The sequence below is a fragment of the Acidovorax facilis genome, assembly GCF_050626955.1.
Classification (GTDB): Bacteria; Pseudomonadota; Gammaproteobacteria; order Burkholderiales; family Burkholderiaceae_C; genus Acidovorax; species Acidovorax facilis.
In genome coordinates, this window is record NZ_CP192460.1 from 2,939,737 (window position 1) to 2,961,724 (window position 21,988).

19 protein-coding genes are annotated in these 21,988 nt (G+C 63.9%); 11 read left to right on the plus strand and 8 right to left on the minus strand.

What is annotated here, in order from left to right; all coding sequences use genetic code 11:
- Positions 1-13 precede the first annotated feature (13 nt).
- Positions 14-1,180 carry a branched-chain amino acid ABC transporter substrate-binding protein gene (locus ACQ4MJ_RS13475; RefSeq protein WP_431152352.1) on the minus strand — a complete coding sequence of 389 codons (1,167 nt, stop codon included), beginning with the start codon at positions 1,178-1,180 and terminating at the stop codon, positions 14-16.
- Positions 1,181-1,385: 205 nt separating this feature from the next.
- Here ACQ4MJ_RS13475 and ACQ4MJ_RS13480 point away from each other — a divergent pair, with 205 nt between their 5' ends.
- The 4 genes from ACQ4MJ_RS13480 to ACQ4MJ_RS13495 all read left to right on the plus strand — a co-directional run bounded on the left by ACQ4MJ_RS13480 (position 1,386) and on the right by ACQ4MJ_RS13495 (position 5,602).
- On the plus strand, positions 1,386-2,012 hold the full coding sequence (locus tag ACQ4MJ_RS13480) for an ANTAR domain-containing response regulator (protein ID WP_121419414.1): 627 nt from the start codon (positions 1,386-1,388) through the stop codon (positions 2,010-2,012).
- Positions 2,013-2,534: 522 nt separating this feature from the next.
- Complete coding sequence (locus ACQ4MJ_RS13485) at positions 2,535-3,779, plus strand: CmpA/NrtA family ABC transporter substrate-binding protein (protein WP_121419413.1); 1,245 nt, start codon at positions 2,535-2,537, stop codon at positions 3,777-3,779.
- A gap of 36 nt (positions 3,780-3,815) precedes the next feature.
- Complete coding sequence (gene ntrB, locus ACQ4MJ_RS13490; RefSeq protein ID WP_431152351.1) at positions 3,816-4,766, plus strand: nitrate ABC transporter permease; 951 nt, start codon at positions 3,816-3,818, stop codon at positions 4,764-4,766.
- Positions 4,763-5,602 (plus strand): ABC transporter ATP-binding protein, encoded by an 840-nt coding sequence (locus ACQ4MJ_RS13495; protein ID WP_431152350.1) that lies wholly within the window; start codon positions 4,763-4,765, stop codon positions 5,600-5,602. Before ntrB ends, ACQ4MJ_RS13495 begins: the two co-directional genes overlap by 4 nt.
- Before the next feature lie 226 nt (positions 5,603-5,828).
- Here ACQ4MJ_RS13495 and ACQ4MJ_RS13500 read toward each other — a convergent pair whose 3' ends face one another.
- Positions 5,829-6,269, minus strand: coding sequence for a CBS domain-containing protein (locus ACQ4MJ_RS13500; protein WP_121507105.1), 441 nt, complete (start codon positions 6,267-6,269; stop codon positions 5,829-5,831).
- A gap of 535 nt (positions 6,270-6,804) precedes the next feature.
- Here ACQ4MJ_RS13500 and ACQ4MJ_RS13505 point away from each other — a divergent pair.
- On the plus strand, positions 6,805-7,095 hold the full coding sequence (locus ACQ4MJ_RS13505) for a DUF4148 domain-containing protein (RefSeq protein WP_431152349.1): 291 nt from the start codon (positions 6,805-6,807) through the stop codon (positions 7,093-7,095).
- Positions 7,096-7,179: 84 nt separating this feature from the next.
- A complete protein-coding gene (locus ACQ4MJ_RS13510) occupies positions 7,180-7,473 on the plus strand; it encodes a hypothetical protein (protein ID WP_055400235.1) in 294 nt (97 codons plus the stop codon).
- A gap of 118 nt (positions 7,474-7,591) precedes the next feature.
- Here ACQ4MJ_RS13510 and ACQ4MJ_RS13515 read toward each other — a convergent pair whose 3' ends face one another.
- The 4 genes from ACQ4MJ_RS13515 to ACQ4MJ_RS13530 are packed head-to-tail and all read right to left on the minus strand — an operon-like array spanning position 7,592 to position 10,975.
- Positions 7,592-8,611, minus strand: coding sequence for a TRAP transporter substrate-binding protein (locus tag ACQ4MJ_RS13515; RefSeq protein WP_121422628.1), 1,020 nt, complete (start codon positions 8,609-8,611; stop codon positions 7,592-7,594).
- Between the two features lie 55 nt (positions 8,612-8,666).
- Positions 8,667-9,959 (minus strand): TRAP transporter large permease, encoded by a 1,293-nt coding sequence (locus ACQ4MJ_RS13520; protein ID WP_431153067.1) that lies wholly within the window; start codon positions 9,957-9,959, stop codon positions 8,667-8,669.
- 12 nt (positions 9,960-9,971) lie between these two features.
- Positions 9,972-10,493: a TRAP transporter small permease gene (locus ACQ4MJ_RS13525; protein ID WP_055400231.1), complete on the minus strand. Its 522-nt coding sequence runs from the start codon at positions 10,491-10,493 to the stop codon at positions 9,972-9,974.
- Complete coding sequence (locus ACQ4MJ_RS13530; protein ID WP_228900224.1) at positions 10,490-10,975, minus strand: gluconokinase; 486 nt, start codon at positions 10,973-10,975, stop codon at positions 10,490-10,492. The genes ACQ4MJ_RS13525 and ACQ4MJ_RS13530 overlap by 4 nt, the downstream gene beginning before the upstream one ends.
- A gap of 205 nt (positions 10,976-11,180) precedes the next feature.
- Between ACQ4MJ_RS13530 and ACQ4MJ_RS13535 the strand changes: the two genes are divergently transcribed.
- Complete coding sequence (locus ACQ4MJ_RS13535; RefSeq protein ID WP_055400227.1) at positions 11,181-12,206, plus strand: LacI family DNA-binding transcriptional regulator; 1,026 nt, start codon at positions 11,181-11,183, stop codon at positions 12,204-12,206.
- Between the two features lie 125 nt (positions 12,207-12,331).
- On the opposite strand, the gene ACQ4MJ_RS13540 is transcribed toward ACQ4MJ_RS13535, so the two are convergent.
- The gene (locus ACQ4MJ_RS13540; RefSeq protein WP_431152348.1) at positions 12,332-13,993 is read right to left on the minus strand and encodes a methyl-accepting chemotaxis protein; all 1,662 of its coding nucleotides are present in this window, start codon (positions 13,991-13,993) and stop codon (positions 12,332-12,334) included.
- Between the two features lie 507 nt (positions 13,994-14,500).
- Between ACQ4MJ_RS13540 and ACQ4MJ_RS13545 the strand changes: the two genes are divergently transcribed.
- Entirely contained in the window at positions 14,501-15,715 is a 1,215-nt protein-coding gene (locus ACQ4MJ_RS13545) for an MFS transporter (RefSeq protein WP_431152347.1), read from the plus strand.
- Positions 15,716-16,022: 307 nt separating this feature from the next.
- On the opposite strand, the gene ACQ4MJ_RS13550 is transcribed toward ACQ4MJ_RS13545, so the two are convergent.
- Positions 16,023-17,786 (minus strand): protein kinase domain-containing protein, encoded by a 1,764-nt coding sequence (locus tag ACQ4MJ_RS13550; protein ID WP_431152346.1) that lies wholly within the window; start codon positions 17,784-17,786, stop codon positions 16,023-16,025.
- A gap of 353 nt (positions 17,787-18,139) precedes the next feature.
- On the opposite strand from ACQ4MJ_RS13550, the gene nirB reads away from it, so the two are divergent.
- The 3 genes from nirB (at position 18,140) to nirD (ending at position 21,954) form a co-directional block, all read left to right on the plus strand.
- Positions 18,140-20,584 (plus strand): nitrite reductase large subunit NirB, encoded by a 2,445-nt coding sequence (gene nirB / locus ACQ4MJ_RS13555; RefSeq protein WP_431152345.1) that lies wholly within the window; start codon positions 18,140-18,142, stop codon positions 20,582-20,584.
- A gap of 28 nt (positions 20,585-20,612) precedes the next feature.
- A complete protein-coding gene (locus tag ACQ4MJ_RS13560; protein ID WP_121419395.1) occupies positions 20,613-21,416 on the plus strand; it encodes a type IV pili methyl-accepting chemotaxis transducer N-terminal domain-containing protein in 804 nt (267 codons plus the stop codon).
- 94 nt (positions 21,417-21,510) lie between these two features.
- Entirely contained in the window at positions 21,511-21,954 is a 444-nt protein-coding gene (gene nirD / locus ACQ4MJ_RS13565) for a nitrite reductase small subunit NirD (protein WP_431152344.1), read from the plus strand.
- Positions 21,955-21,988: the final 34 nt, after the last annotated feature.

The window sequence follows — 21,988 nt, forward strand, 5'->3', positions numbered from 1 at the left end:
CCTGGTGGCTTGGCTACCAGCGGTCCGAACGCATGCGCAGTTCCCAGCTTCCGCTGCGCAGTTCATACACGCCCACGGCGCCGTAGCGCTGTTCGCCCTTGTCGTCCCAGGTCATGGTGCCGATCACGGGCGCATAGCCGTTGATGCTGTGCATGGCCTTGGTGATCGCTTTCGGATCGGCCGACTTGGCCTTCTGGATGGCGGCTGACAGCACATAGGTGCTGTCGTAGCTGTAGTGGCCGCCATAGGCCGGGGGCTTCTTGTAGGCCTCGATGTACTTTTCAAGGAAGGGCTTGCCGGTGGTGAACTCCTTGGCTTCCAGTACGGGCGATGTGGCGTAGACGCCTTCGACCATGCCCATGGCCTTGGTCATGTCGGTGGTCTTGATGGTGTCCCCGCCCAGCAGGCTAACCTTGGTGTGGTCAACCTTGCGCAGGGCTTCGAGCAGAGCCAGGGCCTGAAAGTCGTTGAGGGTGGACACGATGACCTCGACCTTGGCGGCCTTCAGCTCGCCAGCCAGTTCATCGAAAGCCACCGTCTTGTCGTCAAACGACTTGCGCACCACCACTTCCTTCTTTTCAGCCTTGAGCTGCTCGGCAGCACCGTCGGCCAGGCCCTTGCCGTAAGGCGTGCCATCGTCCAGCGCAGCGTAGCGGGCGGCACCCAGCTGTGTGGCGGCAAACGAGCCGATAGCGCGCGCCTGCAAGGTGTCATTGGCCACCATGCGGAAGGTGGTTGGGAAGCCGAGTTGCGTGAACTTGGGGTTGGTGGAGATGGCGATCTGGGCGATGTCCTTGGCGGCGTAAATCGGGGCCGTCTCAATGCTCACCCCCGAATTCAGGTGCCCGATCACCGCCACCACGCCCGAGTCCACCAGCTGCAGCGCCACGGTCTTGCCGGTGGCGGCGTCGGCCTTGTCGTCCACCGACACCACCTCCAGCGTCACACGCTTGCCGTCCACGGTGTAGCCACCCTTGTTCAGTTCCGCCACGGCCAGGTTGACGCCGTTGAGCAAATCCTGCCCCAGCGCGCCCAAGGGGCCGGAGAGGGGCTGGGCCACGCCGATCTTGATGGTGTCGGGCACCTTGCTGCAGCCTGTCAACACCAGCAGCGCGGATACCGCCACGGTGGTCAGGGCCAAGCCGGCAGAGATACGCCGCCGGTCAATGTGCTTGTTCATGCAAATCCTCTTGAATGGGTCAATGTGACCAGATGTATATGCGATGCGACCGGGTAGCTGCTATCGGGTATGCCCTGCCCATCGACAAACTATTAGCAAGTTTCAGGCCTTGGAAGCGGCCACAACCTCCTGCCAGCCTGCAGCCCCGGAACGCACCGCTTCGATGCACCATTTTGTGGCGTAAAAATTGCTTATGCTCCTGGGTATGAACGAGTCTCTGCGCATCGTGGTGGTTGCCCCGGATCTGGCAGTCGCCGACCCCGCCGACGAACACGCCGTACTTCAGGCGGAACGGTCGCGGGCGCTGCGCATTGGGTTGCTGGAGAACAACTTCAACCTGGTGGCCACCCTGCCTGCCGATGTCTTCCTGAGCGAGCGCATCGCCCAGCTGCAGCCCGACCTCATCATCGTGGACGCCGAAAGCGAGGCGCGCGACGCGCTCGAACATGTGGTGATGGCCACGCGCGACGAGCGCCGCCCCATCGTGATGTTCACCAACGACGAGGACACCTCGCACGTGAAGGACGCGGTGGCGGCGGGCGTGTCGGCCTACATCGTGGCGGGCCTGGCCCCCCAGCGCATCCGCCCCATCCTGGACGTGGCCATGGCGCGCTTCCAGCACGAACAGGCCCTGCGTGCCGAACTGGCCGACGCCAAGACCGAACTGAAAGACCGCAAGACCATCGACCGCGCCAAGGGCCTGCTCATGCAGCGCCAGGGCCTGAGCGAACAAGCCGCGTACGAGAAACTGCGCAAGACCGCCATGGACAAGGGCCTCAAGCTGGTGGACGTGGCCCAGCGCATGCTCGATGTGATGGATCTGCTGGGGTAGAGATAGGGAACAACCCCCTGAGCGGCTGCGCCGCTTCCCCCTTCTCTCGAATCGCTGCGCAATTCGGGAAGGGGGACGATGCCCTCGCTGCGGGGCGACCCTTGCTTGACATCCCTCGCCTGGGTCGCGCCCGGGTCCACCGGCTTCTCCCCAAATGGTGCGCCGCACAAATGCAGTGCAGCACTCGGCGCGCGCACCATCTCCGCAAATTTACAAGCCAAACTGGCCGCTACCGCCTTATAAATAAGCACAAACAGCTACTAATTTGGTAGCAGATCATGCGCTGTATTGGAGCAAGGCCGGTATGAAAAAGGCTGGCACACTGCTTGCTTTAACCCTGGCAAGACCAAAGACGGTCCCACCACTGACAGCACTGACCCAATGGCGGGCCGGTGCTGACACAAAGCCCCCCAATGGGCTTTGCCATGGACAAAGGCGTCCCTCTCCGAAGCTCGTTTGCGCATGCAACCAGGCCAGGGGAGGACGCCTTTTTTGTTTTCTAACGCACCGAGGAACCGCCCCATGACCGATCTGTTGAAAACCAGCCTCAACCGCCGCACCGTGCTGCAGGCCGCCACCGTGGGCGCAGTGGGCGTGAGCCCGGCACTGCGTGCCCTGGTGCACGCCCAGGGCTCGGACGCCCCAGAGAAAAAGGAAGTCAAGATTGGCTTCATCCCGCTGACCGACTGCGCCAGCGTGGTGATGGCCTCGGTGCTGGGCTTTGACAAGAAGTATGGCGTGACCATCATCCCCACCAAGGAAGCGTCGTGGGCCGGTGTGCGCGACAAGCTGGTAAATGGCGAACTCGACTTTGCCCACGTGCTGTATGGCCTGGTGTACGGCGTGCACATGGGCACGGCCGGCCCCAAGAAGGACATGGCCGTGCTGATGAGCCTGAACAACAACGGCCAGGCGATCACGCTGTCCAAGGCACTGGCCGACAAGGGCGCAGTGGATGGCCCGTCCCTGGCCAAGTTCATGGCCGCCAACAAGCGCGAGTACACCTTCGCAGGCACCTTCCCGACCGGCACCCACGCGATGTGGATGCACTACTGGTTGGCCGCCGCCGGCATCAACCCGCTGTCGGGCGCCAAGCTGATCACCGTGCCGCCACCCCAGATGGTGGCCAACATGCGCGTGGGCAACATGGATGGATTCTGCGTGGGCGAACCCTGGAACCACCGCGCCATCATGGATGGCATCGGAGTGACCGCCAACACCACCCAGGACATCTGGAAGGACCACCCCGAGAAGGTGCTGGGCACCTCGGCCGATTTCGTCAAGAAGAACCCCAACACCACCCGCGCCGTGATGATGGCCGTGCTGGAGGCCAGCCAGTGGATTGACGCCAGCCTGTCCAACAAGATGAAGATGGCCGAAACGGTGGCCCAGAAGTCCTACATCAACACCAGCGTGGACGCCATCAACCAGCGCATCCTGGGCCGCTACCAGAACGGCATGGGCAAGACCTGGGACGATCCCAACCACATGAAATTCTTCAACGACGGCGCGGTGAACTTCCCCTACCTGTCGGACGGCATGTGGTTCCTGACGCAGCACAAGCGCTGGGGTTTGATCAAGAGCCACCCCGATTACCTGGCCGTGGCCAAAGAGATCAACCAGGTGGACCTTTACAAGTCGGTTGCCAGCGCCATGAAGATCAACGTGCCCAAGGACCCGATGCGCACCGCCAAGCTCATGGACGGCGTGGTGTGGGACGGCAAAGACCCCGCCAAGTACGCCGACAGCTTCAAGATCAAGGCGTAAGCGCCCTGCCCCGCCCACCCTGCCAAGGAGAACACCATGGTCAGTGCCGTCTTTCACTCCCCGTTGGATGCAGCCCCCGTGGCTGCACAGAACGCTATGAATAATGTAGCTATCAACGCTTCACCAGCAAGCGCCAGAAGCCAAAAACAGTCCAAAACTGAAGCAACGGCGAGCCCCGCCCCTGCCAGTCGCGACTGGGCGGCCCTGTCGCGCAGCTTCTGGATGGCGGTACTGCCGCCGCTCTGTGGCCTGGGCCTGCTCATCGGTCTGTGGGCGGTGGTATCCACCACCACCGGCGGCAGCATCCCCAATCCGGTGGAGACGTGGAAGCAGGCGCTGGAAATCTTCAGCAACCCGTTCTACCGCAATGGCCCCAATGACCAAGGCGTGGGCTGGAATGTGCTGATGTCGCTGGAGCGCGTGGCCGTGGGCTTTGGCATGGCGGCGCTGGTGGGCATTCCGGCGGGCTTCGTGATCGGGCGCTTCAACTTCCTGTCGCGCATGTTCAACCCGCTCATCAGCCTGCTGCGGCCGGTATCGCCTCTGGCGTGGCTGCCGATCGGTCTGCTGGTGTTCAAGGGCGCCAACCCCGCCGCCATCTGGACCATCTTCATCTGCTCCATCTGGCCCATGATCATCAACACCGCCGTGGGCGTGCAGCGTGTGCCGCAGGACTACATGAACGTGGCCCGCGTGCTGAACCTGAGCGAGTGGAAGATCGCCACCAAGATCCTCTTCCCCGCCGTGCTGCCCTACATGCTGACCGGCGTGCGCCTGGCCGTGGGCACCGCGTGGCTGGTGATCGTGGCGGCCGAGATGCTGACCGGCGGCGTGGGCATCGGCTTTTGGGTGTGGGACGAGTGGAACAACCTCAACGTCAAGAACATCATCATCGCGATCTTCGTGATCGGCATCGTCGGGCTGGTGCTGGAGTTTGCGCTCATCAAGCTGGCCACCGCATTTACGTTTGAAGAGGTGAAAGCATGAACACGACCACCACGGCAGCATCCACACACCCCTCCATGAGCACCAAGTTCATCGAAGTCCACGGCGTCGAGCAGACCTTCAAGACGGCCAAGGGCCTGTTCCCCGCGCTGCGCGACATCAACCTGACGATTGCCAAGGGCGAGTTCGTCGCGCTGATCGGCCACTCGGGCTGCGGCAAGTCCACGCTCTTGAATCTGATCGCCGGGCTGACCACGCCCACCAACGGTGCGCTGCTGTGTGCCAACAAGGAGATCAAGGGCCCCGGCCCCGAGCGCGCCGTGGTGTTCCAGAACCACTCGCTGCTGCCCTGGCTCACCTGCTTCGACAACATCTACCTGGCCGTGGAGCGCGTGTTTGGCGGCAAGGAAAGCAAGGCCCAGCTCAAGGCCCGCACCGACGCCGCACTGGCCCTGGTGGGCCTCACGCCCGCTGGACAAAAACGCCCCGGTGAAATCTCTGGCGGCATGAAGCAGCGCGTGGGCATTGCCCGGGCACTCTCCATGGAGCCCCAGGTGCTGCTGATGGACGAGCCCTTTGGCGCGCTGGACGCCTTGACCCGCGCCAAGCTGCAGGACGAATTGCTGGAAATCGTCACACGCACCCACAGCACCGTGGTCATGGTGACGCACGACGTGGACGAGGCCGTGCTGCTGTCCGACAAGATCGTGATGATGACCAACGGCCCGGCCGCGACGATTGGCGAAGTGCTGACCGTCGACCTGCCCCGCCCCCGCAAACGCGTAGAACTGGCCGAAGACCCGCAGTACGTGCACTACCGCAAGGCGGTGATCGATTTCCTCTACACCCGCCAGGGGCACGTCGAAAAAGCTGCTTGAACCGCTGGGCTCCAGGCCCGACAACACGGCAAATCAAAAGGGCTCTGACCAGATCGGTCAGAGCCCTTTTTCGTTTTATCCCCATGGCAGGGCCGTCGCACGCGCGCAACCCCAGGCCAGCGCCCCCGCGCAAGGGCCGCCCCGCCGCGCTGGGGGCGTCCCCCTTCTCGAATCGCGCAGCGATTCGAGAAGGGGGAAGGCGCGCAGCGCCTCAGGGAGTTGCCCTTTAATGCGTTCCGGTGATGTACTGCTCCAGCTGTTCAATGATGAATTTCTGCTCGGAGATGATGTCCTTGACCAAGTCCCCGATCGAGATCATGCCCACGAGTTTGCCGTTGTTGTCCACCACGGGCAGGTGGCGCAGGCGGCCGGTACTCATGATCTGCATGCACTGCTCGCTGGTCTGCTCGGGCCGCACAAAGCGTACCGAGGTGGTCATCACATCGCGCGCCAGCGTGGCGGCTGACGTGCGGCCCAGCAGGGCAATCTTTCGCGCGTAATCGCGCTCTGTGAAGATGCCCACGATGGCATCCCCCTCGGTAACCACCAGGGCGCCGATGCCCTTGTCGGCCATGAGCTTGAGCGCATCGAACACCGACGCCGTGGGCGCAATGGTGTGGACAGTGGCGTCCGGTTTGGACTGAAGAATTTTGGCGACTACGGTCATGGAACCTCCCTCGTAACACCTGGAACAGGTACAGAGAGATTTCAGCCCATAAGCCCAACGGGCGCAAGCCGCGCAAGCCCGATTTATCCCGCTTTTGGGCCCGGTGTGGCAACAGCGATGCATATGTTTCGACCCTGTTGCATTCGGCCTAACCCGAAACAAACTGAAAAGAACCGAAACGGCGACGAGACGACGCCGCAGCGCCGGCCGGGCACGATACAGCCCATGTCCAACGCACTTCCAAAGGAATCAACGCCCACCCTTCTTGCCTCGGATCGATCGCTTGCGACCGGCTGCGGGCCTGAGATTCTTCTCATTGGCCACAGGCAGGAAACAAGCGTCCAGATTGTTTCCAAAACTGGAACAGTTAGTTTGCGACCAGCTGGTTTTTCTTCATCCACCTGCGGCGTACAGTTCATCCCATCGATGAGCCGAACCCGCAAGGCGACTCACCGAACCCGGTGCGAAGCACGTTGTTTTTGATCTTCGCTCCGGCTTTTTTGAGACGCTTTTTTTAACTTCAAGGACTTTCATCATGAACAAGACTGCACGTTTTCTCTCTATCGCCGCTGTGGCTGCTTTCGCTTCGTTCGGTGCGCAGGCTGACGAAGCTGATGGTTCGCAATTTGCCCTGCAATTCGACACGAACCGCACCCGTGCCGAAGTGGTTGCCGAAGCCGCCGCCGCAGTCCAAATGCGCAGCCAGGAGCCAGCAGGCTCCCGCGTGGTGACCTACAAGTCCACGGTAGACCGCGCTGCAGTGCGTGCCGAAGCTGCCGCACAAGCCATGCGCACTGGCCGCGTGGGCCCCGCTGAAGGCGGTTGATTCACCTTTTTGAATCCACGGCTTCGCGCTTCACGTATTCCAGACACCTCGTCCCCATTTTTTGAATTTCACAGGAGTTTCACCATGAACAAGACCGCACGTTTCCTCTCCATCGCTGCTGTTGCCGCTTTCGCTTCCTTCGGTGCCCAGGCTGACGAAGCCGATGCATCGCAATTCGCCACGAAGTTCGAAACCAGCCGCACCCGCGCTGAAGTGATGGCTGAAGCCTCCACCGTGCCCCAGACCAGCGGCGCCATCCCCGTCGGTTCGCGTGCTCTGGTCTACACCTCCACGGCTGACCGCAATGCAGTGAATGCTCAGGCTGTGGACGCGCTGCGCACCGGCAAGATCTCTTCCGGCGAAATCGGTTCGCTGTAATTTGCCGGGTCTGCGCCGTGGCGCAGACCCTGAATTGCAAATGCAAAAAGGCCGAGGCCCCGCATGGGGCCTCGGCCTTTTCTATTGCCGGGGCTGAGCCCCGTCAACAAGCGTTGGTTTACTTGCCAGCCCGCGCCTGCGCCACAGCGCCCTGCACATCCTTCCACAGGCTTTCACCCACATTGGCGGCAATGCTCGCGTTCACGGCGCTGAGCTTTTCGCGCATGCGGTTGGCTTCGGCGGCAGGCAGCTCGTTCACTTGCATGCCTTTGCCCTTGAGGTCGGCCAGGGCCTTGTCGGCTTCGGCACGCGTGTCCTGGCGCTCGAAGTCGCGGCTCTTCTTGGCGGCGTCGAGCAGTACCTTCTGCTCGGCCTTCGACAGGCCATCCCAGTACTTCTTGCTCACCAGCACGATCCAGGGGCTGTAGACGTGGTTGGTCACCGTGAGGTACTTCTGCACCTCATAGAACTTGCTCGACAGGATGGTGTTGTAGGGGTTCTCCTGGCCGTCAACCGTCTTGGTTTCGAGCGCGGTGAAGAGCTCGGAGAACGGCAGCGGCACCGCGTTGGCACCCAGGGTCTTGAAGCTGTCGAGGAACACGTTGTTCTGCATCACGCGCAGCTTGATGCCGTCCATGTCTTCCAGCTTGTTGACGGGACGCTTGCTGTTGGTGAGGTTGCGAAAGCCGTTCTCCCAGTACACCAGGCCCACCAGGCCCTTTTCCTGCAGCTTGTCCATCACCTTCTGGCCCACGGGGCCATCCAGCACCACGTCGGCTTCCTTGGCGTTGTTGAACAGGAAGGGCGTGTCCCAGATCGCCATTTCCTTGGTGATACCCACCAGGGTGGCGGTGGAGCCGACCATCATTTCCTGCGCGCCGCCGATCAGCGCCTGCTGCATCTGCACGTCCGAACCCAGCGCGGCGGCGCCGATGGCGCGCACCTTCATCTTGCCACCCGAGGCTTTTTCGACCTCTTCGGCAAACAGCTTGGTGGCGCGGCCCTGGTTGGACACCTCGTTGAGGCCATAGCCAAACCGGATGATGCGCGGCTTGATGTCTTGCGCAGCGACCTGGAACGAGCAGGTGATGGCGGCCACCGACAGGGCGGCGAGCAGGGTACGGCGGAAAGTTTTCATGGTTGTCTCCATTGGCGAAGGAAAGAAAGGCACGGGAAAAGAGGGCGCAGCATCGTCAACGCATCCACAGAACCGGAGCGGTCACGATCTGCGGAAACACGACCAGCAGCGCGAGGATCAGCACATAGGTGAAGAGGAACGGGTTCACGCCTTTGATCACGCTGTGCATCGAGATGCGCCCCACCCCGGCCACCACGTTGAGCACGGTGCCCACGGGCGGCGTGATGAGGCCGATGGCGCCGTTGAGCACAAACATCAGGCCGAAGTACACCGGGTCGATCCCCGCCTTGACGGCGATGGGCAGCATCACGGGCGCAAAGATCAGGATGGTGGGCGTGAGGTCCAGCGCCGTGCCGATGAGCACCAGCACGATCATCATCACGGCCATCAACAGGCGCGGGTTCTCCACCAGCGGGCCCAGCCAGCTGGTCAGCACATTGGGCAGGTCGGCCAGCGTGATCATGTAGCTGGCCACCTGGGCACCGGCGCACAAGAACATCACGATGGAAGTCGTCTTGGCCGCGCGCACCAGTACGCCATAGATGTCCGCCAGCTTCATCTCGCGGTGGATGAAAAGTGCCACCGCCAGCGCATAGAACGCGGCCACCACGGCGGCCTCGGTGGGGGTGAAAACCCCCGTCTTCATGCCGCCGATGATGATGAGCGGCATCAGCATGGCCCAGAAGGCGCGTGCCGTGGCGCGCAAGCGGTCCTTGGCGTGCAAGGGTTCGCCCTTGGGCAGATCCAAGCCGCGCAGCACCCAGCGCCAGGCAAAGATAAGGCCCGCGCCCATCATCAAGCCAGGCACGATGCCCGACACAAACAGCGCCGAGATCGAGGTGTTGGTCGTCACGCCATAGATCACGAACGGCATGGACGGCGGAATGATGGGCGCAATGATCCCGCCCGAGGCGATCAGCCCTGCCGAGGTGTTCATCGGGTAGCCCTGCTGGCGCATCATGGGCAGCAGGATGGTGGCCAGCGCGGCCGTGTCGGCCAGAGCCGACCCGCTCATGCTGGCCATCAGCACCGCAGCGCCGATGGCCACATAACCCAGCCCGCCCCGGATATGCCCCACCCATGCCTGCGCCATGTCGATGATGCGACGGCTGATGCCGCCTGAGTTCATCAGCTCACCGGCCAGGATGAAGAACGGCACGGCCAGCAGCGGAAAGCTGTCCACCCCGGCCACGAGGTTCTGCGCGAGCAATTGCGTGTCGAAAAAATCGAGTACCCAGGCCATGCCAGCGCCAGTGAGCACCAGGGCCAGGCCCATGTTCATGCCGGTGCCCATCAGCACCAGCATGCCCAGCGAAAAAACGATAAAAGCCTGCGCTTCGGGTCCCATGGCCATCATCACTTACTCCACCTCGGCGCCGTGACCGAGGTCCAGCGGCTTGCGTTGAATCAACTCGATGACCGCCATCACTCCAATGGCCACCGCGCACAAAAAGGCCGGCAGTGGTAGCAACGCCGCCGGGTAGGCCATGACGACGGAGCGGCTGCCCATGCCCACCACTACCTGCTGCCAGGCGCCCCAGGCCAACATGGCGCTGGCGCTGATCACCAGCAGCCGGATCACGGCCGTCAACAGGCCGAAGGCCACCGGGCGCTTTGCCAACAGGCCCGCCAGACTGGTAAAAGCCATGTGCTCACCGGCGGGGTAGGCCGCTGCGGCACCGATAAAAACCATCCAGACAAACAGCAGGCGCGACAGCTCTTCGCTGGCCGCCACACCGCTGCCAAAGCCGTAGCGCAGCACCACGTTGATGAACACCGCCACGGCCATCACGCCGAGGCAGCTGGCCATCAGCAGCTGGGAGATCCTGGCGAACCGGCTGAGCGACGGCTGCAGTTGCGCTTGTTGTGCAGGGGAATTCATGCAGACTCCTGGGCGGCGATCCAGGCCGAAGCCTGTTGCTGCAGCGTGGCCAGATCCAACAGCGCATCGAGCCGCAACACGCCCGCCTCGCCCACCGGTGACTCCAGCGTGGCGAACTGGCTGTCCACCAGCGCGCTGGAAAAGAAATGGGTGCCCGCGCGCGCCGCCACACGTTGGCCTGCGTTGGCGCGGTCGATCTCCAGGAACACGAACCGCAACCCCGGACAGGCGCCGCGCAGCCGGTCTCGGTAGGCCTTCTTGAGCGAAGAGCAGGTCAGCACCGCGCCGTGCGGGTGCGCCTGCAGCAATTGCCCCAGCGTGGCCAGCCAGCCCTCGCGGTCTTCGTCGGTCAGGGCAATACCCTGGCGCATCTTTTCGCGACTGGCCGGGCTGTGGTGGTCGTCCCCTTCGATCAGGGGCAGCCCTTCGGCCTGCGCCAGCGCAGCGCCGAGGCTGGACTTGCCACATCCGGCCACACCCATGACCACCAGATAAACCGTTGACGGCAAAACACTCATATTGGTAGCGCTATCCAAGCAATCCGTAAAAAAGGCATCCGGTCCCGGATGCCGCCCAAACTGTGGCAAGTTCTTCAACTTCATCCAAAATGGCGGGCATCGCCTTGCCCCATCGCTTGGACAGCGCTATCCTAACCAGATGAATCTCAACCCCCATGAGGGTTAACCCTTGAACAAACCCGAGACAAGACGCCGCTCCAGCGGCCGCATCACGCTGAACGACGTGGCCAAGGCCGCCGAGGTGAGTCCCATCACCGCGTCCCGTGCCCTGCGCGGCGAGCGCGGCGTGGCGCAAGAACTGGTGCAGCGTGTGAAAGACGCCGCCGCACAACTGGGCTACGTGCCCGACCCCGCCGCCCGCGCACTGGCCTCGCAGCGCAGTGTGCAGGTGCCGGTGCTGGTGCCGCTGCTGTCCAACGCACTGTTTGTAGACGTGCTGGAGGCCGTGCACCGCACCCTCTTCCCGCACGGCTACCAAGCCCTGATTGGCGTGACGCACTACGACCCGCAGGAAGAAGAGCAGCTGCTGCGCACCTACCTGGCCCATCGCCCCGCGGGCCTGCTCGTCACGGGCTTTGACCGCACCGAGGCCGCCCGCCACATGATTGCCACCAGCGGCGTGCCCTGCGTGCACTTGATGGAAATGACGCCCGCACCCGGCGTGTTCTGCGTGGGCTTTTCGCAGCAGGACGCAGGCCATGCGATGACAACCCACCTGCTGTCGCGCGGCCACAAGAACATCGCATTCGTTGCCGCCCAGCTGGACCCACGCACCATGCAGCGCGCCGAAGGCTACCGCCGTTGCCTGCGCGAGGCGGGGATGTACGACCCACGGCTGGAGCTGCTCAGCCCTCAGCCTTCATCCATCCGCCTGGGCGCAGAGCTGCTGGAAGAGGTGCTGCGCACCCGCCCTGGCGTGGACGCCGTGTTCTTCTGCAACGACGACCTCGCGCAGGGTGGTCTGCTGGCCGCCCAGCGTCTGGGTCTGGACGTGCCTGGCCGCGTGGCCATCGCCGGCTTTAACGATCTGGCAGGCAGCGACCAGATGCTGCCGCCGCTAACCACCGTACGCACCCCGCGCTCGGCCATCGGCGAGGCCAGTGCGCAGATGCTGCTGACGCTGATGCGGGGCGAGATGCCGGAGAAAAATTCAGTGAATCTGGGGTTTGAGCTGACAGTGCGGGCAAGTACATAAGCCCCCTGAGCCGCTTCGCGTCTTCCCCCAGGGGGACGCCACCTGTGGCCTTGCGAAGCCGTTCCACGGTGGCACTGGTGATGGCACCGTGCCAGTTTCCAGGACTGCGTGAAATCCCTTGGCGCTCAGAGCGCCGCCAAGGCGCGGCTGGACAACGATGCGCCCTTGCCAGCCTTCATCTCCTTGCGCAACGCCACCGCGTCCCGCGCCTGGCTGGGCGCCGACGCATCGATGCGGAACACCTGCACCGTCTCGGTCATCGTCTGCGCCTGCCCGTTGAGCTGCATCGCCGAGGCGGCGTTTTCCTCCACCAGCGCGGCGTTCTGCTGCGTGATGGTGTCCAGTTGCGCCACGGCGGCGTTGACCTGAGAGATGCCGCTGAGCTGCTCGTTGGACGCGCTGTGAATTTCACCGATCAGCGTGTTCACGCGGCGCACCAGCTCCAGCGATTCGGTCATGGTCTTCTGCGCTGCGTCGGTCTTTGCGTGGCCTTCGCTCACCTTGGTGGCCGAGTCGTCGATGAGCTGGCGGATTTCCTTGGCGGCCGAGAGCGTGCGGTGCGACAGGCTGCGCACCTCGGAGGCCACCACCGCAAACCCGCGCCCCTGCTCACCCGCACGCGCGGCCTCCACGGCGGCGTTGAGCGCGAGGATATTGGTCTGAAACGCAATGGAGTCGATGAGCTGGGTGATCTCGCTGATGCGGCCGGAGGCAGTCTGGATCTGCTTCATGGTGCTGGCCACGCCGTCCACGGCCTCGCTGCTGCGCTCAGCCACCTGGGTGGCCTGGGTGGCCAGCACGGTGGCCTGGCGGGCCGATTCGGCCGTCTGCTTGACGGTGCCGGTGATTTCCTCCATCGACGCCGCCGTCTGCTCCAGGTTGCTGGCCTGGGCTTCGGTGCGTTCCGACAGGTCCTGGTTGCCCTGCGCGATCTCGCGGGTGGAAAGCTGCATGTGTTCGCTCTCCTGGCGCGCATCGCGCACGATGGACAACAGGTTCACATTGAGTTGGGCCAGCGCCTTTTGCAGCTGACCCACGGTGTCGCTGCGCGACGCCGCAATCTTCTGGGTAAGGTCTCCTGCAGCCATGCGGTTGGCCCAGCGCAGCATCTGCGACAACGGCGCCACGGTGGCCCGGTGCAGGTACACCGCCATGCCCAGCGCCAGCAGCACCACGCCCAGCCAGGCTGCGCCAGCCGCGACGGTCATGGTGTGCCCGCCCAGCAGCGCGGCCCCCCACGACGCGAACACCAGCAGCAGCGTGCACAGCATGATCTTGCCGAGCGGCCCGAGCTGCACTGCGCGGGCCATGCGCCCCCAGAGCGTGTTCTTGACGATCTGCCCCTCGCGCAGCACGTGCACCAGGGTTCCAGCCTGTTTTTCGGCCTGCATCTGGCGGTAGAGCTGGTCGGCGGCCTGTATCTGGTCGCGGGTGGCCTCGGTGCGCACGGACATGTAGCCCGTGGGCTGGTCGCCCTGCATGAGCGGGGTGACGTTGGCCATCACCCAGTAGAAGGTGCCGTCCTTGCGCCGGTTCTTGACCGGGGCCGACCAAGGGTTGCCGCTGGCAATGGTCTCCCACATGTCTCGGTAGGCCTCCTCGGGCATGTCGGGATGTCTGACGATGTTGTGGGGCTGGCCCAGCAGCTCTTCCTTCTCGTACCCGCTGACCTCGATGAACATCGGGTTGCAGTACAGGATGCGGCCCTTGAGATCGGTGGTGGACACCAGGGTCTGGCCTTTGGGGAACGCATATTCCTGCGTGCTGATCGGGAGATTGACGCGCATGGGGACCCTCCTCAGGGAATGCCTCGTCACCTCATAACCGGGCAACACGGCAACGGATGAACCGAATACATCCTATGTTGAATTTTTATGATTTGAAACACCTAAGTGGCTCTGCTGGTTTGCAGCCACCAAATTGGTGCATCGCGCCAAAAAAGTGCATCACACCGGAGCACGCTGCACTAACTTGGACTGGCAGGCAATTTTAACTTCAAATTTGATAGCAAAAAACTCTCGATACGCAAGCGCCAGCTGCCGTTTTTACTCAAACCAAGTGCCATCAGAACTTGGCACATCCTTTGCATGTTCAGCACCACGGTCAACGCTGGCCGTGTGTCAGCCCGGTGCAACGGCGGATTGGGCGAACAAGACGTTGGCGTCTTCATGGAATGTGTGGGGCTTGCAAACAAACCAGCAAGCCCGCGCGGCCCGTGTTGGCGCCTTTTTGTTTTTCTGCCCGGTTGTGGGTGTGCTTGCAGCAGCACAGCAGCCTCTTTGCGCTAGATCGCCATGCTTCAATTTCGAGAGTTTCTCAAGTCCGGCCACGCCCCAACGCTGTGGTCGTCCTTTCTGTATTTCGGTTTCTCGTGCGCAGTCTGGGTGATCAACGGTGCCATGGCACCGTTCATCCGCGATGCCTTCCAGCTCACGCCGACGCAGATGGGCATGATGCTGTCCATTCCCATCTTTGCGGGCGCCCTCATGCGGTTTCCGCTGGGCATCCTGGCGCAGTACATCGGTCGCAAGAACGCCACGCTGGTCGAGATGGCGGGGATCTTTGTGGCCATGGGCTACGGCTACCTGTTCGTGCATTCGTACAACGACCTGCTCGCCATGGGCATCCTGCTGGGCGTGGCGGGTGCCAGCTTTGGGGTGGCCCTGTCACTGGGCTCGGGCTCGTTCCCGCCGCGCTACAAAGGCCTGGCCATGGGTATCGTGGGCGCCGGCAACGTGGGCACTGCGGTGGCAGCCCTGCTCGCGCCCATGCTGGCGCAGAAGTTTGGCTGGCAGGCCGTGTATGGCTTTGCTGCCGTGAGTGTGGCGATACCCGCGCTGGTGATGGCGGTGTATGCCAAGGAGCCGCCCGACCTGGCACCCCACGCCAGCTTCCGTGAGCACATCGCCTGCCTGTTTGAAAAAGACGGCTGGGCCTTCAGCCTGATCTACGCCGTGACTTTTGGCGGCTTCATTGGCCTGACCACCTTCTTGCCCAGCTACTTTTATGACCAGTTCGGCGTGAGCAAGGTGGCGGCCGGCCAACTCACGATGATGGCGGCATTCCTGGGCGCGGCCCTGCGCGTGTTTGGTGGCTGGCTGTCGGACCACTGGGGCGGTGTGAACACCCTGACCGGCGTGTTGGCCATCACCGCCGCCAGCATGGTGCTGTGTGGCCTGGCCGAAAAATCACTGCCCGTGACCATGCTGCTGTTCCTGGTGTGTTTTGCGGCCCTGGGGGCAGGCAACGGCGCCCTGTTCCAGCTGGTGCCGCTGCGCTGGCCATTGGCCACGGCGGTGGCAGGCTCGATGATCGGCGAGATCGGCGCGCTGGGCGGCGGCCTCATCCCGAACGGCATGGGCATCTCGCGCCAGTACACCGGCACGTATCTCTGGGGCTTTGTGGGCATTGCTGCCTGCGCCCTGGCCATGCTGCTGCTGCTGCGGGTGATGCAGATCCGCTGGACGCGCACGTGGGCGGAGAAGGGTGGACGTGCGCGCAGCGCATGACCGGCGTAGCCGGTGAGCGCGCAAGCGCTCGCCACACTTCCAGCAAAAGGGCAGTCGGGCACGCAGTGCCTGAGCTGGCGCAGCCAGCCAACGCGCAGCGTTGCCCGCGCTTTCGCTAGAAGGGTGGACGTGCGCGCAGTGCGTGAACGGCGCAGCCGTGAGCGCGTCAGCGCTCACCCCACTTCCAGCCAAAGCGCAGTCGCTCAACGGGCGTCGTGCATGCACTGGTCTTTGACAAAAACAAGCCCCAGCGCTTATCTCATAAGCGCTAAAAGCTATGTTTTTAATAGCAAATCGCCGCGAAAGCTCACCGCGGCAAAAACAGCAGCCAATAAATCAACAACACATTCACCAGCACGCTCACGGCCAGAGCGATCTTCCACAGGGCCGTGGCATCGCGCTGCATCAGCGGCTGGGGCCCGGTCGCCGACAGGGGGCGTGAAGCGCCGCGTTCCAGGGCCAGCAGCAGTTCCTCGGCAGTTTCAAAACGCTGGGCGCGGTTGCGGGCCACGGCCTTCAGGGCAATCTGGTCGAGCCAGATCGGCACGCCCGGGTTGTGGCGGCTGGGGGGCACCGGGTCGCGGTGGTAGCGGCCCAGCTGGTACTGCACCACCTCGCCATAGGGCAGGCGCCCGTGGCTGAGCAGCTGGTACAGCGTGACCCCCAGCGCAAACAGGTCGCTGCCCGCGTCGGGCAACTGACCGGAGGGGTCGCCGCCCTTTTCATAGCCCGGCCACTGCTCCGGGTTCATGTAGCTGGGGGTTCCGGCGTGCAGGCGGCGGGTGGCCTCGGGCTCGCGGCCTGAGAGGGCCACGCCCAGGTCCAGCACACGCAGCACCCCGTCGTCGCCCAGGTGCAGGTTGTCGGGCTTGATGTCGCGGTGCACCACGCCCTGGCGGTGCAGCCAGCCCAGCACGCGCGCGGCCTGCACGGTCACCGTCACAACCTGCCCCACGGCCAGGTGCTGGCGATGGCGCAGGCGCTGCCCCAGCGTGTCGCCGGAATGCCAGTCGTACAGCAGGTAAAACGCGCTGGCTGCGGCGCCATCGCCAAAGCCGCCGTCTCCCACCGGCCAGTCGTTGAGCCTCGCCAGATGGGCGGCGGCCTGGCCCGACTGCATGCGCCGCGCCACCCAGGCCTCGTGCGCCAGCGTGGCGCGTTCTTCGGCGTCGTGGGCGCGCGCGGGCAGCAGGGTCTTGAGGGCATACAGCCGCTGCGTGGCCCCGTCGCGCACCTGGTACAGCCGGTGGATGCCGTTGTCGGCCACGATGGCTGTCACCGTGAGGCCGTCCACGGTGTCGCCCACCTTGAGCAGGGGCAGCACGGGCAGGTCCTGGGCGCGGCGCGATTCGTCTTGCAGCGTGGCCTCCAGCGCGCCCTGCACCCGCACCACCAGCGCGGTCACGTTGTCGCTGCTGCCACGGCGCAGGGCAACCTGCACCAGCTCGTCGGTGAGCGCCTGGGCCGGTATCTCCTGGCGCAGCAGCTGGCGCAGTTCGCGCTCGGGCACGCTGCCGTGCACGCCGTCCGACAGCAGCACAAACAGGTCGCCGCTGCGCAGCTCGCCCTGGCTGTAGTCCACCACCACGTGGTCGTCCAGGCCCATGGCGCGGGTGAGCTGGTGCCTGAGATCGTGCTGCGCCATGACGTGGTCGGTGGTCAGCTGCTGCAGGCGGCCCTCGCGCACCAGGTAGGCGCGCGTGTCTCCCACATGGGCCAGCGTGTAGGACTGGCCACACAGCACCAGCGCGGTCAGCGTGGTCAACCCCACCGCAGGCTGGCGGCGCCGGTTCATGGAGGCGAGCCAGCCGTTGTGTGCGGACAGGATGCGGTCCAGCGCCACCGTGGTGTCCCAGGTGTCGGGCGTGGCGAAGTAGTCGTTCACCAGCGTGTTCACTGAAGTCTGGGCGGCCTCGCGGCCATTGCCGCCGGTGCTCACGCCGTCGGCGATGGCCGCGATGGCTCCGCGCTCACGGTCGCGCCCCTGGCCCAGCACGAGCGCGGCGAAGTCTTCGTTCACCTCCTTGCGCCCAGCCTGCGAGGTGTGGCCGAAATCCAGTTCAAAAGTCATGCACCAGCTCCTTGCAGGTTCCGTGCCCAAGGTGGTGCACCCCGCGCCAGACAAGGGCATACCCCCGTGGCGCCTGCGCAGAGCCGGGGCAGCACTGCACCACCCCCCACACGCGGGTCTCAAAACACCCCCAGAAGCCGCCCCACCTCAGTGCAAATCGACTGGCACAAGCATTGCTTAACTCCAGCAACGACCCCACAGGGTCACGCAATCCACCCGTGCAATGGCGCAGGGGTGGATTGCCCGGACGAAGGCGTCCGCACATGCGGTTTCGACAGGAATTCGAAACGGCATCGTGTGGACGCCTTTTTTGTTTTTCGAATCGCCCAGGCGATAGAACCGACGGAGTCACGATGAAAAAGCTCAAGCTGGTGATGGTAGGAAACGGCATGGCCGGTGTGCGCACGCTGGAAGAGCTGCTCAAGATTGCCCCTGATCTTTACGACATCACGGTGTTTGGGGCCGAGCCCCACCCCAACTACAACCGCATCCTGCTCTCGCCCGTGCTGGCCGGCGAGCAGACCATCGACGAGATCATTCTGAACGATTGGTCCTGGTATGCCGACAATCACATCACGCTGCACACCGGTTTTACGGTGACCGACGTGGACCGCGTGCGCCGCGTGGTCAGCGCCACCAGCAAGGATGGCACGGTGGTCACCGCCGAATACGACCGACTGATCCTCGCCACAGGCTCCAACCCCTTCATCCTGCCCATCCCCGGCAAAGACTTGCAGGGCGTGTTGGCCTACCGCGACATTGCCGACACACAGGCCATGATCGACGCGGCCGCCACGTACAAGCATGCCGTGGTCATCGGCGGCGGCCTGCTGGGCCTGGAGGCCGCCAACGGCCTGATGAAGCGCGGCATGCAAGTGAGCGTGGTGCATGTGGGCGACTGGCTGATGGAACGGCAGCTGGACGACGTGGCCGGGAAGATGCTGCAAAAGTCGCTGCAGGAGCGCGGCATGCAGTTCTTGATGAAAGCACAAACACAAGTGCTGGTGGGCAACGCCGAAGGCCGCGTGGCCAGCGTGAAGTTCAAGGACGGCACCGAGGTGCCTGCCGACCTGGTGGTGATGGCCGTGGGCATCCGCCCCAACACCGCCCTGGCCGAAAAGATGCGCCTGCACGTGAACCGCGGCATTGTGGTCAGCGACACGCTGCAGACCACCACCGACGCCCGCATCTACGCCGTGGGCGAATGCGCCGCGCACCGGGGCATTGCCTATGGCCTGGTGGCCCCGCTGTTCGAGCAGGGCAAGGTGCTGGCCAACCATTTGGCCGAATTCGGCATCGGCCGCTACCAGGGCTCGCTCACGTCCACCAAGCTCAAGGTGACGGGCATCGACCTGTTCTCGGCCGGAGACTTTCAAGGAGGAGACGACACCGAGGAGATCGTGATGAGCGACCCCTTCGGTGGCGTGTACAAAAAGCTCGTCATCAAAGACGACAAGCTCGTGGGCGCCTGCCTGTATGGCGACACTGTGGACGGCAGCTGGTACTTCAAGCTGCTGCGCGATGGCCGCAGCGTGACTGACATCCGCGACAAGCTGATGTTTGGCGAATCGCACCTGGGCGACACCGGCCACCAGGGCCAGAGCAAGGCTGCCGCCATGCAGGACAGCGACGAGGTATGCGGCTGCAACGGCGTGACCAAGGGCGCCATCTGCAAGGCCATCAAGGACAAAGGCCTGTTCACACTGGATGAAGTACGCAAGCATACGAAGGCCAGCGCCAGCTGTGGCTCGTGCACGGGGCTGGTGGAACAGATCATCATGTTCACCGCCGGTGGCGACTACAGCGCCACGCCCAAGACCAAGGCCATCTGCGGCTGCACCGACCACGGCCACCAGGCCGTGCGTGACGCGATCCGCGGCAGCAAGCTGGTCAGCATTGCCGAGGTGTTCAAGTTCATGGAATGGAAGACGCCCAACGGCTGCGCCACCTGCCGCCCGGCGGTCAATTACTACCTCATCAGCACCTGGCCGAAAGAAGCCAAGGACGACCCGCAAAGCCGCTTCATCAACGAACGCAGCCACGCCAACATCCAGAAAGACGGCACCTACAGCGTGATCCCCCGCATGTGGGGCGGGGAGACCACGGCCGACGAACTGCGCCGCATTGCCGATGCGGTGGACAAATACAAGATCCCCACCGTCAAGGTCACCGGTGGCCAGCGCATCGACCTTCTGGGCGTGAAGAAGGAAGACCTGGTCAATGTGTGGAAGGACATCGGCATGCCCAGCGGCCACGCCTACGCCAAGGCGCTGCGCACCGTGAAGACCTGCGTGGGCAGCGAGTGGTGCCGCATGGGCACGCAAGACAGCACCCAGATGGGCAAGGATCTGGAGCGCGCCATGTGGCGCATGTATGCGCCGCACAAGGTGAAGTTTGCGGTGAGCGGCTGCCCCCGCAACTGCGCCGAGGCGGGCATCAAGGACGTGGGCATCATCGGCGTGGACAGCGGCTGGGAGATGTATGTGGCTGGCAACGGCGGCATCAAGACCGAGGTGGCGCACTTCTTCACCAAGCTCAAAACCGCCGAGGAAGTGCTGGAGTACACCGGCGCGTTTTGCGAGCTGTACCGCCAGGAAGGCTGGTACCTGGAGCGCACCGTGCACTACGTGAACCGTGTGGGCCTGGACTATGTGAAGAAGCGCATTTTGGAAGACCACGAAGGCCGCAAGGCGCTGTGGGAGCAGCTGCAGTTTGCGCTGGACGGCGAGCCCGATCCCTGGTTCGACTTTGACAAGGCGGCCGTGGACACACGCCAGTTCGCGCCCTTGAGCGCCTGATCGCCCCAAGTCCGGAGAGACCCCCACCATGCACCGCAGAACCCTTTTGACCGCCGCCAGCTGCGCCGCTGCGTGCAGCGCCCTCGCCCCGCTGGGCAGCGCCCACGCCCAGGTCACCGACCTCAACGACGCCATCAACAAGGCTGGGCGCCAGCGCATGCTGAGCCAGCGTGTGGGCAAGGCCTGGCTGGCCCTGGCCCACAAGGCCGACACGCCCACGGCACGCCAGGTGATGGAGCAGTCCATCGCGCTGTTCGAGCGCCAGCTGGTGGAACTCAAGGCCTATGCGCCCTCGCCCACCATCCGCGAAACGTACACCAAGCTGGAAACCGCGTGGGCCGCCCACAAGACCACGCTGGCTGCCGCCACATCGTCCACCGACAATGCCAGCGCCATGCTGCAGGCCGATGCCAAGGTGCTGGCCCTGGCCCATCTGGGCACCACGCAGTACGAGGCAGCCTCGGGCAAGCCCGTGGGCCACCTGGTGAACATTGCAGGCCGTCAGCGCATGCTGAGCCAGCGCATGGCCAAGTTCTACCTGGCCGCCATGCTGCCGGTGGACGCGTCCACCGCCACCACCGAAATCGCCAAGGCCCGCAGTGAATTCATCGCAGCCACTGAGCTGCTGCGCAATGCCCCCCAGGCCACCAACCGCATCCGCCAGGAACTGCAGCTGGCCGACGGCCAGTGGGTGTTTTTTGACGCTGCGCTGCAGCGCATGCAGGGCGGCGGCAACGTGAACCGCCAAGTGGCCGAGGTGTACGTGGCCAGCGAAAACCTGCTCTCCAGCATGGACCGCGTGACCGGCATGTATGCGGCGCTGGCGGCCTGAGCCCACCCAAGACTTACTCAAAAAAATAACGAGCCGCCCCACGATGACCCTGGCAGGCTCCCCGACAACACCCAAAGACACCGAAGGAACCATGATGACCACAACCAACAGCCCGCAATGGAAGCTGATCTGCCGCGTGGACGACATCCCCGTGCTGGGCTCGCGCCGTGTGGCGCGCCCACAGGGCCTGGATGTGGCCGTGTTCCGCAACGATGCCGGAGGCGTGTTCGCACTGCTCGACCGCTGCCCTCACAAGGGCGGCCCGCTGTCGCAGGGCATTGTGTTTGGCACGCAGGTGGCGTGCCCGCTGCACAACTGGACGATTGGGTTGTGCGATGGGCAGGCATCGGCTCCCGACGAAGGCTGCACGCCCAAATTCGCCGTGAAGGTGGAAGATGGCGCGGTGTATCTGGATGCCCTGGAGCTGGACGAGCATGCGGTCGATTTGACGCGCCCCGTAGCAGGGCCGGCGCGGCGCGGCCTGGCGGCCTGGCGGCCTGATCATCCCGCAACGTCCATCGAACACCAAAGCTATTAAATACATAGCTATCAGCGCTTTTCCATTAAGCGCT

Excerpts from the sequence above, each read along its gene's own strand:
- ACQ4MJ_RS13475 (WP_431152352.1), bottom strand. The coding sequence starts at position 1,180 with ATGAACAAGCACATTGACCGGCGGCGTATCTCTGCCGGCTTGGCCCTG.
- ACQ4MJ_RS13480 (WP_121419414.1), top strand. The coding sequence starts at position 1,386 with ATGAACGAGTCTCTGCGCATCGTGGTGGTTGCCCCGGATCTGGCAGTC.
- ACQ4MJ_RS13485 (WP_121419413.1), top strand. The coding sequence starts at position 2,535 with ATGACCGATCTGTTGAAAACCAGCCTCAACCGCCGCACCGTGCTGCAG.
- ntrB (WP_431152351.1), top strand. The coding sequence starts at position 3,816 with ATGGTCAGTGCCGTCTTTCACTCCCCGTTGGATGCAGCCCCCGTGGCT.
- ACQ4MJ_RS13495 (WP_431152350.1), top strand. The coding sequence starts at position 4,763 with ATGAACACGACCACCACGGCAGCATCCACACACCCCTCCATGAGCACC.
- ACQ4MJ_RS13500 (WP_121507105.1), bottom strand. The coding sequence starts at position 6,269 with ATGACCGTAGTCGCCAAAATTCTTCAGTCCAAACCGGACGCCACTGTC.
- ACQ4MJ_RS13505 (WP_431152349.1), top strand. The coding sequence starts at position 6,805 with ATGAACAAGACTGCACGTTTTCTCTCTATCGCCGCTGTGGCTGCTTTC.
- ACQ4MJ_RS13510 (WP_055400235.1), top strand. The coding sequence starts at position 7,180 with ATGAACAAGACCGCACGTTTCCTCTCCATCGCTGCTGTTGCCGCTTTC.
- ACQ4MJ_RS13515 (WP_121422628.1), bottom strand. The coding sequence starts at position 8,611 with ATGAAAACTTTCCGCCGTACCCTGCTCGCCGCCCTGTCGGTGGCCGCC.
- ACQ4MJ_RS13520 (WP_431153067.1), bottom strand. The coding sequence starts at position 9,959 with ATGGGACCCGAAGCGCAGGCTTTTATCGTTTTTTCGCTGGGCATGCTG.
- ACQ4MJ_RS13525 (WP_055400231.1), bottom strand. The coding sequence starts at position 10,493 with ATGAATTCCCCTGCACAACAAGCGCAACTGCAGCCGTCGCTCAGCCGG.
- ACQ4MJ_RS13530 (WP_228900224.1), bottom strand. The coding sequence starts at position 10,975 with ATGGGTGTGGCCGGATGTGGCAAGTCCAGCCTCGGCGCTGCGCTGGCG.
- ACQ4MJ_RS13540 (WP_431152348.1), bottom strand. The coding sequence starts at position 13,993 with ATGCGCGTCAATCTCCCGATCAGCACGCAGGAATATGCGTTCCCCAAA.
- ACQ4MJ_RS13545 (WP_431152347.1), top strand. The coding sequence starts at position 14,501 with ATGCTTCAATTTCGAGAGTTTCTCAAGTCCGGCCACGCCCCAACGCTG.
- ACQ4MJ_RS13550 (WP_431152346.1), bottom strand. The coding sequence starts at position 17,786 with ATGACTTTTGAACTGGATTTCGGCCACACCTCGCAGGCTGGGCGCAAG.
- nirB (WP_431152345.1), top strand. The coding sequence starts at position 18,140 with ATGAAAAAGCTCAAGCTGGTGATGGTAGGAAACGGCATGGCCGGTGTG.
- ACQ4MJ_RS13560 (WP_121419395.1), top strand. The coding sequence starts at position 20,613 with ATGCACCGCAGAACCCTTTTGACCGCCGCCAGCTGCGCCGCTGCGTGC.
- nirD (WP_431152344.1), top strand. The coding sequence starts at position 21,511 with ATGACCACAACCAACAGCCCGCAATGGAAGCTGATCTGCCGCGTGGAC.